This is a genomic window from Virgibacillus siamensis, assembly GCF_039522605.1.
In the GTDB taxonomy this organism is placed as follows: Bacteria; Bacillota; Bacilli; order Bacillales; family Amphibacillaceae; genus Lentibacillus; species Lentibacillus siamensis.
In genome coordinates this window covers 69,080-82,091 of sequence record NZ_BAAADS010000003.1, presented here as the reverse complement: position 1 = coordinate 82,091, position 13,012 = coordinate 69,080, and the positions used below count along the sequence as shown (strand labels likewise).

Genomic DNA, 13,012 nt, shown 5'->3' with positions numbered 1-13,012 from the left:
CTTTTTCCTGATTCTTTCGATTAAAAGCTCGAAGGACGTTGTTCCACTCACGAATTGTATGAGTGAACATAACGGTCCTTCGAGCTTTTTTAATGGCGTCCATTTTAAAAGAACCGTAAATTGGAGAGGAGCATTACAATGAAAGCATTAAAGGAAAAAATTCAGCAGGATGGAAAAATGTTATCTGAAAGTGTTCTGAAAGTGGATGCATTTTTAAACCATCAGATCGATCCACAACTGATGAAGGAAATTGGTGAGGAATTTGCAGAAAGGTTTCAGGGGCAAGGAATTACGAAGATATTGTCGATCGAATCTTCCGGGATTGCCCCTGCTGTAATGACCGGTCTTGTTATGGATGTACCGGTTATTTTTGCCCGCAAACGCAAATCTTTAACATTATCTGACGACCTTTATACAGCAAATGTTTATTCCTATACGAAACATGAATCCAATGATATATCCGTATCCAGAGAATTTATCAACAGTGGGGATACCATTCTTATTATGGATGATTTTTTGGCAAATGGACAAGCCGCACTGGGATTAATAGATATTGCACAACAATCCGGAGCAGCTATTGCAGGGATCGGAATTGTCATTGAAAAAGGCTTCCAGCCCGGCAGAAAACTGATCCAGGAACGTGGCATTCAGGTGGAGTCACTTGCGAACATTGCTTCATTGAAAAATAAAGAAGTGTCATTCTTTGAGGAGGTTGATTCCAAATGAAAAACATCTTTAAAATAAGTGCCCACGGAATTCAGCATCTTTTGGCGATGTATGCAGGCGCCGTTATTGTACCACTGATTATTGGCGGGGCTCTGGGGTTCAATTCAAGTGAACTGACATACCTGGTATCGATTGACATCTTAATGTGCGGTGTTGCAACGCTACTGCAACTTATGAGCAGCCGGTTTACCGGAATTGGGCTTCCGGTCGTGCTCGGCTGTACGTTTACTGCTGTTGGACCGATTATAGCCATTGGCAGTGAGTTTGGTATTTCAGCAATTTATGGAGCCATTATGGCGTCCGGGTTGATCGTGATGCTGATCAGCGGTTTGTTTGGCAAGCTTGTGAAATTTTTTCCCCCGGTTGTAACAGGATCCATCGTCACAATCATTGGCATTACCCTTATCCCGGTAGCCATTAATAATTTAGGCGGCGGACAGGGTGCTGAGGACTTTGGCTCGCTGTCAAACATCGCCCTTGGATTTGGAACGTTATTTGCTATCATTCTTATTTATCGTTTTTCCAGCGGCTTTATTCGTTCTATTTCCATTTTGCTGGGACTGACAGCAGGTACCATTATTGCCATATTCATGGGCAAAGTTGATTTTACCGCGGTTCAGGAATCATCCTACTTTCATATCGTCCAGCCTTTTTACTTTGGAATGCCAACATTCGAATGGTCGGCTGTACTGACAATGACACTGGTGGCAATCGTTTCGCTTGTGGAATCAACTGGTACCTATTTTGCACTGGGAGACATCTGTGATAAGGATTTAAAAGAAAAAGACCTTGCGAAAGGATACCGTGCCGAGGGACTAGCCTCGATAATAGGCGGTATTTTCAACGCGTTCCCATATACGACTTTTTCGCAAAATGTCGGGTTGATTCAAATGTCGGGGATCCGGTCGCGAAAAGTTATTATGCTAACCGGAGTTATGCTGGTTGCCTTGGGATTTTTGCCAAAAGTTGCAGCACTGGCCACGATTATTCCTAAATCTGTTTTAGGCGGCGCAATGGTTGCAATGTTCGGGATGGTTGTGTTCCAGGGAATTAAAATTCTCAGTACCGTTATTACTGAAAAACAGGAAAACTCCATGATTATCGCCTGCTCGACAGGAATTGGACTTGGAGTAACCGTAGCTCCTGAATTGTTTGCCCAGCTGCCGTCAGGTTTTCAGATTTTAACAAGCAATGGAATTGTGGCGGGAAGCCTGACAGCAATCGCATTAAATATCGTGTTTAATATGCTTCCTGAGAAAAAACAGAACGATGTAACGGTATTATATGAAAAAGAGGCATAATCATGACTGATTGTCTTATTAGGGAATGCAGTTATTCGAAATTGTTCAATACCTGCATTCCTTTCTGACTTAACTGCCTTTGCATATCTTGTGCAAGTGGAATAGAAAACTCCATTCCTTTTTTTGTTACCGGATGCTGAAATGACAGATAATCACAATGCAACGCCTGTCGTTTCATAAAATTCCGTGACCCGCCATATAAATTATCACCTGTGAGCGAGTATCCCAAATGTGAAAAGTGTACACGAATCTGATGTGTTCTGCCAGTTTCAAGTTGTACATTAACTAACGAATGTGCACCGAATTCTTCAAGCACCTGATAGTGTGTTACAGCGTATTTACCATCCTCTCTCACCGCCCGTTCAATAATTGAACCTTCCTTTCGACCAATCGGCCGACTGATTGTACCGGTTTCATCCGGTAATCGCCCTTCGATAATTGCTTTGTATCGCCGGTTGATCGCCCCGGATTTTTGCGCAGCAGACAGAATCGAATGACTGTACCGGTGCTTTGCGACGAGCAAAAGACCGGACGTATCACGGTCCAGCCTTGTAACAATATGAATCGTATATGGAATGTTATGTTTTTCATAATAATAAAGCAATCCATTCGACAGTGTTCCGGAGGTATGGATGCCGGATGGGATTGTCACGATCCCTGCCTGTTTGTTTAAAACCACAACATCATCATCTTCATAAATAATGTCCAGGGGGATTTGTTCCGGCTTCATAAACTCACTTTTCATTTCGGCAGGAAAATGAACAGCAAGGATTTCCCCTGCTTTCAATTGGTGCCGGACTGTTCTTTGCTCTCCATTTACGAGCATTTCCCCGCCGTTAAATTTTATCGATTTAATCAGCTTTCTGGAAAAACCATGAACGTCCCGCAAATAAGTCCGGATCATCAAACCTTCATATTTTTCATCTATCGTCCATTTCAACCTTTGTCACCTGCCATTATTAGCCTGTTTATGAATTAGATCGTTTTATGCTGTCACTATCATCATCCGTAACAAAAGAATCGCGTACCCGGTCCCAAAACGGAAATGGTTTAAAGCGTGCAAACCGTACCTGCTCCTTAGCTACCCTGCATTGGATGGATTTAACATTTGTATAGCTTTCGGTAAAGTGATCAATTGTAATCAAAAAGCTGCGATCCACAAGCGGCTTCAGCAAACACGTATGATGTTTCGGGAGAATAAGCGGCGAACCAATTGTCCGGAAAACCCGGTTGTTGATGGAAGCCATCTCGGTAAGCTGAATTGCCTCAAGCGACGGATGGATAATTCCGCCACCGAGTGCTTTATTATATGCCGTGCTGCCGGATGGTGTCGAAACACATAGCCCGTCCCCGCGGAATGTTTCAAAATGGTCTCCTTTAATTTCCACATCAAATACGACTGATCCTTCTGCTGTTTTAATAGTCGCTTCATTCAAAGCGAGAAACTTATCTTCCGTTCCGCCCGATTTACTGCGGATAATCACTTCAAGGAGTGGATATTCCACAATCTGAAATGGTGTTTTGGCAATTTCAATAATCAGCTTTTCGACCTGATCCGGTACCCAGTCCGCATAAAAGCCCAAATGTCCTGTATGTACACCGATAAATGCCGTTGATTTCAGACAATGAATATAACGGTGGAATGCCTCGAGAAATGTTCCGTCCCCGCCTACTGAAATTACCAGATCCGGATATTTTTCATCATAATCCAAACCAAAATCCGTCAAATATTGTTTCATCGTCCCTTTAATGGTTTTGGATCGTTCATCGCCCTTTGACACAATTACAAACTTCACGGTTCTCTCTCCTTACTTTCGATGGAATATGCGCTGTGCTTCCTGTACCTCGTTTTTTATGCTAGACATTTCCTCATCCAGTTTAAAAGCCGCTTCCGCAGCACGCTGCAGCCTTTCTTTTATTTCGGATGGAATTCTCCCTTTATATTTATAATTAAGGGAATGCTCATTGGTTGCCCAGAAATTCATAGCCAGTGTACGAATCTGAATTTCCGCAACAACCTTTTTCACGCCATGAATCGTTTCCACCGGATATTCAATAATCATATGAAACGACCGGTACCCACTTTCCTTCTTTTCCGTAACATAATCTTTTTCCTCGATTATCGATAAATCTTCGCGTGACCTGATCATTTTTACAATGGTATAAATATCATCGACAAACTGACAAACCACCCGCACTCCGGCAATATCCTGAAGTTCCTCTTCAATACGGTCCAGTGGTATCCGTCTGCTTTCTGCTTTTTCCAATATGCTTGGTATCGGCTTAACCCGTCCAGTAATAAACTCTATCGGCGAATGACTGGATTCATGCTCAAACTGTGCCCGAATCCCTTTCAGCTTCACTTTCAATTCCTCGACCGCCTGTGAATATGGTGCAAGGATTGCTTTCCAATTCATGGTCACCACCACCTGTTACTCTTCTATTTTCCCATTTTATCATAACATATACCAAAGGATAATCTTTGCAAATTTAACCGCCATTCGGGATAATTAACGCAAATAGAAACAATTCTTGTATGCGGGGGAAATTATTTTGACACAGGAGATTGAAATAGAATTTAAAAATATGCTGACGGAAACGGAATTTGAACGTCTCTTAAATAGCTTTCCTTTCCCGGAGCAACCTCAAACACAGATAAATTATTATTTTGAAACTGCTGATTTTAAACTGAAGGCAAGCGGTGCAGCGTTAAGGATTCGAAAAAAGCTTGGATCGTATACATTAACATTGAAACAGCCGCACGACAAAGGTCTGCTTGAAACACACGATACACTGACTGACCAGGAAGCCGCTCAATGGCTGAATGGTAAAATTGTAATGAAGAAAAACGTCGGCAGACAACTGAAAATGCTTGATATTGCACCCAATAAACTTATTTGTTTTGGCAGTCTGATTACAGAAAGGCGTGAACTTGCCTACAAAGATATCCTGCTTGTACTTGATTACAGTAAGTATGGTGAAACCGCAGATTATGAATTGGAACTCGAAGCGGGCTCAGCAGAAACCGGGGAGCGGATGATTGATGAAATCCTAAACGGGTATAACATTATTAAGCGGGAAACCCCAAATAAAATCAAACGGTTTTTCCGGGAGAAAATGGATAAATAACAATTACTGGAAAGTCGGATTAGTTGCCCATCAAATTTTACGTTGCTACAATATATACAAACCATTAGGAGAGAAGTTAACGATGACAAGGCCTGGAACGATGTATAAAGCAATTGGCGGATTCGATTCCGTAGATCGATTAGTAACCGCATTTTATAAACGAGTAGGAAAACATCCAAAACTTGTACCAATTTTCCCGGAAGACCTGACGGAAACCGCACGAAAACAACGGTTATTTTTAACACAGTTTTTTGGCGGACCAAGGCTCTACTCCGAGGAGCGCGGCAATCCCATGCTGCGCAGGCGTCATTTTCCCTTTGAAATCACACCAGAACGAAAAGACGCCTGGCTTGAGTGCATGGATGCCGCACTAGACGAAGCACAAATTGAAGAACCCTATCGCACGGCTATATTTGAAAAACTAACCATGACGGCACATCATATGATGAACACACCGTAAAAAGAAAAGCGGAAACGCCCGTTCAGCAACGTACAAACTGCGCCCTGCCATTTAGTGTGGGTCGGCGTTGCCGCGCAAAGCGGCGATCTTAGCCGATCTTCCTTAATCCGCAATGAGATTAGATGAACTTGACTTATCGCCAATAATGGCGAAAGTCAAAGTGAATCTTATGCTCGAAAGCGAAAAGGAAACACGCCCCTTCATAGGGGTGTTCCGACGTTGGCGCGGGAGGCCGGATTTAGTCGGCCTGCCTTAAACTTCGAGCCGATGTTGACTTTCATCACAAGGGTATAAGGACGACTAAGCCTCTGGTTTCACCAGTCGGCAAGTCTTCTTTATCGTAGTGAGGAGTGTGAAGTTTGGGACTACGCTAAAGCTTGTCCCACCAAAACCTCTGCTATTGCTGGGCGTTGGAGCTGGACATGGCTTACACAGCTAAGAACTGGATAGCGACACTTTAAACATCCTCAGCGTTTAAGAAAGGAGAATCGATGTGAGTTGGAATCAATCTGAGCTTAAATGCTCAAATCAGACACACACATCGTCAAAATATAGCTACTTTGATTTTGTTCAGAAACCGATTGAAATTTACGTTTTTATAGATCCACTTTGTCCGGAATGCTGGTCACTGGAACCATTTTTGAAGAAATTATCGATCGAATATGGTCGGTTTTTTACCATTCGCCCAATAATCAGCGGGCAATTGGATGCTTTAAATAAAGATAAATTCGATAAACCGAAACGTCTGAAAGATATTTGGGAAAAGACTGCGTCGCGAACCGGTATGAGCTGTGATGGTGACCTGTGGATTGAGAATCCTGTCTCATCACCCTGGATTGCATCATTGGCAATCAAAGCAGCTGAACTGCAAGGCAAAAAAGCGGGACGGATTTTTCTTAGAAAAGTACAGGAAAGCCTGTTTCTCAAAAAACAGAATATTTCTGATGAAAAAGTGCTGTTTCAGTGTGCTAAGGCTGCAAAGCTTGATGTTGGCGAATTCGAAAATGACTTATACTCCGATACGGCAAAAAAAGCATTCCAAAGCGATTTGAACCTGACGAAAGAAATGGACGTTGATTTTATTCCTGCAATTGTATTTTTTAATCCATCAACGGAAGATCAGGGCATCAAGATTTCGGGACTTTATCCATACGATATTTATGTTCAGGTTCTGAAGCAGATTTTACAGAAAGATGCTGTACCGTCGAGCAAGCCGCCACTTGAGGATTTCCTGTCCTACTACGAGGTTGTCGGAATCAAAGAAGTTTCGGTTGTATACGATTGGACAAAAGCAAAAGCCGAACGTGAAATGAAAAAACTGCAACTTCAGCAAGCCGTGGAAAAAATACCAGTAAAGTATGGAACATTCTGGAAATATAACGATGAACAATAACCCCGGAGCATAAGGTGTGGATGCTTCGGGTATTTTTTATGGAAGACCAGCCCCGTTTTGATACACTTTAGTTTTTCCTTCTATCTCCGAATCTCTTGTATAAAACGGCTCTCGATCACCAATGTACCCCTGTTCTCATAAAAAATGGCCAGAATCAAATCCACAGCCAAACAGTTTCATCCCCTATTTTAAGCATCATCAATACAACAATAACTATTTAGGAATAGATTTTTTAACAAAAACACTAAAATCAACCTTGTAAAATTCACCGGATTCTACCAAAATAAGAAATGGATAAACAAAAAGTGACAGATTTTTCATTTTAGGGTTGTCCACGTAGTTAATAGTTCCAGTATATGAAAAGCTACGCATTATTCTGAAATATTGAGAAGGAAGTGGGATACTGTGGGGAAACCTTATTTAATTTTTCCGATTATCTTAGCAGTGTTATTAATTACAGCCGGATGCGGGGAAACGGCGACCTCAGCAAATCAGGATGGGGTTCAAGAAGATCGGAATGACGAATCACCGTCAGAGGAATCATCAAATCAGGGGAAATCCGCTGACAAGGATAATGACAAGACAAAAGCTGAAAACTCAGAAACAGGTAACGAAAAATCGGGGGAAGATTCATCGGACAAAACCGAAGAAACAAAACAGAAGAGACCGTTTTCCCCTACTCCGCCGCCAAAGAATGCCAAACCTTTAAAAACAAAATATCCGAGCAAGGTGAAAAAGAAAATGCCATGTGAAGAAGCACACGGCAAAAATCCGACAAGGACAATACCATTGGGCCAAACCCTTTTAAAAGGAAAAAAAGACCTGACGGATGGGCCGCTTCAAAATTACAGATTAGTGACGTATTACGGCACACCACTTTCCAGCCAGATGGGAATCCTGGGAAGGTATTCGCCAAAAAAGATGATGAAAAAGCTCAAAAAACAAGCCAGCGTCTATTCGAAACTGGATCCTGACCACCCTGCAGTTCCAACAATTGAATTAATTGCGACTGTGGCCCAGGGAAGTCCGGGACCTGATGGAAACTATGTATTAAAAACTCCCGATGATGTGATTCAACGCTATGTCAAACTCGCGAAAAAAAATGATGCATTATTGGTATTGGATGTTCAACTGGGCAGCGCTTCGGTCATGCATGGTGTGAAGGCTGTAGAAAAATACCTTAAACTTCCATTCGTGCATTTAGCAATCGACACAGAATATTCTATCGGGAACGGAGAAGTCCCTGGAGAAGATCTGGGTCATGTGGATGGTTCCGAAATTCAGAACGCAATCCAATATGTCGATCAAATGGTTGAGAAATATCAGCTTCCTGACAAAATTGTCATGGTTCATCAGTTTGGGGATGGAATTATCACGAACAAAAAACGGATTCACCCGTCCAAAAATGTTGAAGTTGTCCTTAATAGTGATGGTTTTGGCAAGGATGCCATCAAAATGGCTGCATACGGAAAACTGGTTAAAGAACAATCCATTCAATATGGAGGATTCAAGCTTTTCTATAAAAAAGACAATCCGCTCCTTACCCCAAAGCAGGTATTGAAACTGGATCCAGCGCCGGCAGTAGTGAACTATCAATAACAGCAGCTTTACAGCTTAATAGAATTTCCTGACCGGGTACCCTACCCGGTCTGTTTATTGCACAAAAATATACTTTAAATCAGTCGCAAAATATTTAATAATCTGTACGGAAAGTTTATTTCTCTTTAGTAAGGAACAGCACCCTATTATTTAATATTGTACGATTCAGGTACAATTATTATCTGATTACGACACTACATGTGCAATAAAAACAGGCTATGAACAAAAGCGGAAGCGCCCGTTTAGCGACGTACAAACTGGAGCACTCCGCAATGAGATAAAGGAAACACGGTGAGCTGAAAGCGAACCGATGTTGACTTATCGTAGTGAGGAAGTGTGAAGTTTGCTAGTCGCTGGGCGCTGGAGCTGGACGTGGCTGATTAGGAGCAAGTGCATTATCCACATCTACAAAATTTTATAATTTCCTAGACAATAAAAAAGGATACACGGGGCAGCGTGTATCCTTTAAGGGTTCTCCGACTTTGTATTAAACAAAGGGGGATGGGAGAAAGTTTCATGATCATAAACAAAGGGGTTTTTGTTTGTGATTCATATCACATTTTAACTATATCAATCGCTATAAAAGTTGACAACAGTTAGCACTCCGGTTCACAAAAATGTCATACTTCTAATTCAAATAATTGTAACATATGATCTATTGGAAGGGATAGAATACTGATGATTGGAGTGAGGTTCATGCAGGATTCATTGCCTGTCCTGTTGCTGATCATCACGATTGTTGCGTTTTTTTTAAACATTCTTGGACTCATGCAGATTATTCCATTCTGGATAACGCTGCCGATGTTATTCGTATCCATCTACCTGACAATATATGCATTCACACACCGAAATGTGTACCGCGGCAAAATACGGGGCTAGTTTCAGGTAAGTATGTGACTTGAATTCAGCATCAAAAGTCATTCGGGACACAAACTCTCGAAATTGCCGTTTCAATTCTTAAAGGTGGCACCCAATCTCCCGACGATGGCCCCTAATTCAGGAACCAGCTAGCCGTTATACCGGCGCCGCGTAAAGATAGTAATTAAATAATGGAGGCTTGCGCATTCGTGCAAGCCTCCATTTTATTTATCCAAGCAGCAGTTTTTCCATTTCATTCAGTTTTTCTTCAAAAACATCAAGTGCAGACAAAATCGGTTCCTTGGATGTCATATCCACGCCGGCTTTTTTAAGTACTTCGATTGGATAATCGCTGCTCCCTGCCCGCAGGAAGTCCAGGTACCGGTCAACAGCACCTTCCTCTCCGCTCAAAATCCGGCTGGCAAGTGCTGTTGCTGCAGAATATCCGGTTGCGTACTGGTACACGTAATAATTCATGTAGAAATGTGGAATACGTGCCCATTCCAGTCCAATTTCATCATCCGAAACAACATCTTCCCCGAAATATTTTTTATTTAACTCATAATATATATCGGTCAGTCGTTCTGCACTGAGCGCTTCCCCATTTTGCATCCGCTTATGAATATCATGTTCAAACTCAGCAAACATCGTCTGACGGAATACTGTTCCACGGAACCCTTCCAGGTAATGATTCAATAAGTAAAGCTTTTGTTTCTCGTCATCCACATTCTCAAGCAAGTAATCATTAAGCAGTGCCTCGTTGCATGTGGACGCTACCTCCGCAACAAAAATCGAATAGTTGCCATAGCGGAACGGTTGATTTCCATGTGTATAATAACTGTGCAGCGAATGCCCCAATTCATGTGCAAGCGTGAACAGGTCATTCACTTTATCCTGCCAGTTCAGCAGGATGTATGGGTTGGTTCCATATGCACCTGATGAGTAAGCTCCGCTCCGTTTTCCTTTGCTTTCTTCCACATCGATCCAGCGGCTGTTAAATCCTTCCTTCAGGGTACTGACATATTCCTCGCCAAGTGGTTTCAAGCCTTCCAGCACATATTCCTGCGCCTTTTCATACGGGATATCCATATCAGCGTCTTTAACAAGTGGTGTATACATGTCATACATATGGAGATCATCAACTTTGAGCACCTTTTTCCGAAGGGCCGCATAACGGTGCAAAAGCGGCAGTTTTTCATTGACAGCCTCAACCAAATTATCATACACCTGTTCCGGAATCCTGTTAGAGTCCAGTGCTGCTTGCCGTGCAGAATCATAATTTCGCACTTTTGCATTAAAGTTATCAGCTTTTACGGTACCTGTTAATGTCGATGCGAAGGTGTTTTTAAATTTACCGTATGTGTCATACATCGCTTTAAAGGCATTTTCACGCACACTGCGGTCTTTTGATTCCAAAAAGCCGATGAAACGGCCGTGTGTCAAATCAACCCCTTCCCCTTGATCATTCTTAATCGTCGGGAAAGTAAGATCAGCATTGTTCAGCATGCCGAACGTATTCGAAGCGTTCGACATCGGCTCAGACGCTTCTGCCAGCAATGCCTCTTCATGCTTGCTTAATACGTGCGGGCGCTGCCGGGAAATTTCATCCAATGTGTGCTGATACAGCTGCAGGTTCTTATTTTCATTGATGAATGCATCCAATTTACTTTCATCCATCATCAGAATTTCCGGAACGATATAACTCATCGAACTCGATGCAATTGTCAATACATTTTCCGCCTTGGCATTCATCTCCTGGTATTTCGAGTTCGTTGTATCCTGATCATTTTTCATATGTGCATATGTAAACAACTTTCCAAGCCGCTCTGACAGCTCATCCTGAAGCTTCAATACATCATACAGATTTTGCGCGGATTCAGCTATTTTCCCCTGAAATTTTTCAATCGACGGCAGATCATTTTTCAATGCCTGCAGTTCTTTTTCCCATTCCTCATCCGTTGAAAAAATATCCTCCAGCTTCCAGGTATGTTCTACAGGGATTTCACTCCGCTTTGGCAATTCTTTTGTTGACTTTGCCACAATTATCGTCCTCCTTAATAAATCAACTCTCTATACTACTTCTGCATTGAGGAAAAAATTCCTTCCTTCTATTTAGTATAACGAAATTGCCGGTTATCATGCTTCTATTTTGTTTGTACATAGCCGTTCCATCAATTGCTCATCGCCCAGCAATGCCTCCTCAACATGTTTATGAAAAGGAAGCGGATTCTTTTTTGTGAAAATATGAGTGGAGTTTTGTGTGATCACTTGCAGCTTGACAAGCAGTTGAAGATATTGGCTGATGGGGTTTTCGACTGAAGTGAGCAAGGAGAAGTATTCTGGACGGATAAGATGGCTTCGTAACAGCCTTTTACACTTGGCAACAGTTATGGCTGCACCAGTTGCTGCTGGTTCAATAATATCCAGACATATGCGGCTCTGCCAATCCCATGGCGGGGTTTTCATCAATACCTGTCCGCGGATCGGCAAATAAACAACGGATGGCAAATGTTCTTTATGGGTTCCTTTTAAGTATAGCCACTGATGCCATGTCATTTCTCTTCCATACAGTCTATTTACAGCTCTTAATCTTATTTTTCGTTTTTCAAAATTCCATAATCGGGTAATTTCCCGGTTTGAAAAAGACTGCTTATGAAACACATCCGTAAAACGCATTCGATTCAACTGACGTATAAGAATTTTCCCTATCGCCCTGTTAGTGGTGGTGAAGAACAAATCCTGACAGGAAATAAATTGAAGGGATTCCGGACAAAAGAAGAACAATGTCAGTGGAAATTCAGGAGAAAATTGATGAATAAATTGCAGATGAAAAGAATCCAGTTTCAGCTGATGTTGTCCCCGGCGCTCCAATCTGATTGCACCGAGTATCCAAATGGGAATGATTCCAGCCCGCCGGTAACCTTCATTCCGCTTATGCACCTGTTCAGCGGATATTCGTGCACATTGATACTCAATTGCCAGCACTCGGTTATTTACCCGCAAAAGAATATCCGGCCGCTGCATAATTTCCGGGAGAAATGCTTCCAATTGGACATCAAGCTGCTGGTTTTGCAGCCATTTATAAAGAAGCAGTTTTCCTTTCTCATGGTATGCCCCTTCCCCGCCTTCCGACGATGGACAATTTTGCTTCGAGCGGTGTGCAAAATGCGGAACCATTTTCTGCCCCGCCTTTATGATCACCGGGTCGTCGCATACAGGACACTGGAACCACTGCTGTTTACCTTTTAATTGTGTAATTTCCTGCTTTGTCAGTAAAGCAAGTGTCACAAGTGTTCCATCGTTCATTTTTGCTTGCAGCATTTATGGATACCCCCTCTTTTCTTACTTCTTCTATATTCGACACGAGAGGCGTTTTCTCCTGCTTTTTCGAAGGTAATATTGAAATAGATGGGATTGACTCGGTATGATGGATGGTTGGTGTGGTGCAATTGGTGGTTGACTCGAACCGGTTGATGTCTGGCGCGATGGGGATTGATGATATTTGAAGAACTCCTGTTTCCACTTAGCGATAGTGTTTGTTCACAA

Annotated in this window: 12 protein-coding genes; 7 read left to right on the top strand and 5 right to left on the bottom strand. The window is 42.3% G+C overall.

The features are described from left to right. Positions 1-138 precede the first annotated feature (138 nt). Positions 139-726, top strand: coding sequence for a xanthine phosphoribosyltransferase (locus ABD010_RS03445; protein ID WP_343810328.1), 588 nt, complete (start codon positions 139-141; stop codon positions 724-726). Then, the gene (locus ABD010_RS03440; RefSeq protein ID WP_343810326.1) at positions 723-2,027 is read left to right on the top strand and encodes a nucleobase:cation symporter-2 family protein; all 1,305 of its coding nucleotides are present in this window, start codon (positions 723-725) and stop codon (positions 2,025-2,027) included. The genes ABD010_RS03445 and ABD010_RS03440 overlap by 4 nt, the downstream gene beginning before the upstream one ends. 31 nt (positions 2,028-2,058) lie before the next feature. On the opposite strand, the gene ABD010_RS03435 is transcribed toward ABD010_RS03440, so the two are convergent. The 3 genes from ABD010_RS03435 to yjbM are packed head-to-tail and all read right to left on the bottom strand — an operon-like array spanning position 2,059 to position 4,444. After that, complete coding sequence (locus ABD010_RS03435; protein ID WP_343810324.1) at positions 2,059-2,967, bottom strand: RluA family pseudouridine synthase; 909 nt, start codon at positions 2,965-2,967, stop codon at positions 2,059-2,061. A gap of 28 nt (positions 2,968-2,995) precedes the next feature. After that, positions 2,996-3,823, bottom strand: coding sequence for an NAD kinase (locus ABD010_RS03430; protein WP_343810322.1), 828 nt, complete (start codon positions 3,821-3,823; stop codon positions 2,996-2,998). Positions 3,824-3,835: 12 nt separating this feature from the next. Beyond that, positions 3,836-4,444 carry a GTP diphosphokinase gene (yjbM, locus tag ABD010_RS03425; RefSeq protein WP_343810320.1) on the bottom strand — a complete coding sequence of 203 codons (609 nt, stop codon included), beginning with the start codon at positions 4,442-4,444 and terminating at the stop codon, positions 3,836-3,838. 136 nt (positions 4,445-4,580) lie between these two features. Here yjbM and ABD010_RS03420 point away from each other — a divergent pair, with 136 nt between their 5' ends. The 5 genes from ABD010_RS03420 to ABD010_RS03400 all read left to right on the top strand — a co-directional run bounded on the left by ABD010_RS03420 (position 4,581) and on the right by ABD010_RS03400 (position 9,487). Then, a complete protein-coding gene (locus tag ABD010_RS03420; RefSeq protein WP_343810318.1) occupies positions 4,581-5,156 on the top strand; it encodes a CYTH domain-containing protein in 576 nt (191 codons plus the stop codon). Positions 5,157-5,238: 82 nt separating this feature from the next. Continuing rightward, complete coding sequence (locus ABD010_RS03415; protein WP_343810316.1) at positions 5,239-5,616, top strand: globin domain-containing protein; 378 nt, start codon at positions 5,239-5,241, stop codon at positions 5,614-5,616. Between the two features lie 493 nt (positions 5,617-6,109). Then, positions 6,110-7,009 carry a ClpXP adapter SpxH family protein gene (locus ABD010_RS03410; protein WP_343810314.1) on the top strand — a complete coding sequence of 300 codons (900 nt, stop codon included), beginning with the start codon at positions 6,110-6,112 and terminating at the stop codon, positions 7,007-7,009. Between the two features lie 405 nt (positions 7,010-7,414). Then, positions 7,415-8,608, top strand: a complete 1,194-nt coding sequence (locus ABD010_RS03405) for a hypothetical protein (RefSeq protein WP_343810312.1) — start codon at positions 7,415-7,417, stop codon at positions 8,606-8,608. Positions 8,609-9,304: 696 nt separating this feature from the next. Then, positions 9,305-9,487: a hypothetical protein gene (locus tag ABD010_RS03400; RefSeq protein WP_343810310.1), complete on the top strand. Its 183-nt coding sequence runs from the start codon at positions 9,305-9,307 to the stop codon at positions 9,485-9,487. A gap of 207 nt (positions 9,488-9,694) precedes the next feature. On the opposite strand, the gene pepF is transcribed toward ABD010_RS03400, so the two are convergent. Together pepF and ABD010_RS03390 are read right to left on the bottom strand one after the other, a co-directional pair. After that, a complete protein-coding gene (pepF, locus tag ABD010_RS03395; protein WP_343810308.1) occupies positions 9,695-11,506 on the bottom strand; it encodes an oligoendopeptidase F in 1,812 nt (603 codons plus the stop codon). Positions 11,507-11,602: 96 nt separating this feature from the next. Beyond that, entirely contained in the window at positions 11,603-12,787 is a 1,185-nt protein-coding gene (locus ABD010_RS03390) for a competence protein CoiA (RefSeq protein WP_343810307.1), read from the bottom strand. Positions 12,788-13,012 lie beyond the last annotated feature (225 nt).

What these genes read in the sequence shown, in the direction of transcription:
- ABD010_RS03445 (WP_343810328.1), top strand. Translation starts at nt 139, where the DNA reads ATGAAAGCATTAAAGGAAAAAATTCAGCAGGATGGAAAAATGTTATCT.
- ABD010_RS03390 (WP_343810307.1), bottom strand. Translation starts at nt 12,787, where the DNA reads ATGCTGCAAGCAAAAATGAACGATGGAACACTTGTGACACTTGCTTTA.
- ABD010_RS03400 (WP_343810310.1), top strand. Translation starts at nt 9,305, where the DNA reads ATGCAGGATTCATTGCCTGTCCTGTTGCTGATCATCACGATTGTTGCG.
- yjbM (WP_343810320.1), bottom strand. Translation starts at nt 4,444, where the DNA reads ATGAATTGGAAAGCAATCCTTGCACCATATTCACAGGCGGTCGAGGAA.
- ABD010_RS03440 (WP_343810326.1), top strand. Translation starts at nt 723, where the DNA reads ATGAAAAACATCTTTAAAATAAGTGCCCACGGAATTCAGCATCTTTTG.
- ABD010_RS03415 (WP_343810316.1), top strand. Translation starts at nt 5,239, where the DNA reads ATGACAAGGCCTGGAACGATGTATAAAGCAATTGGCGGATTCGATTCC.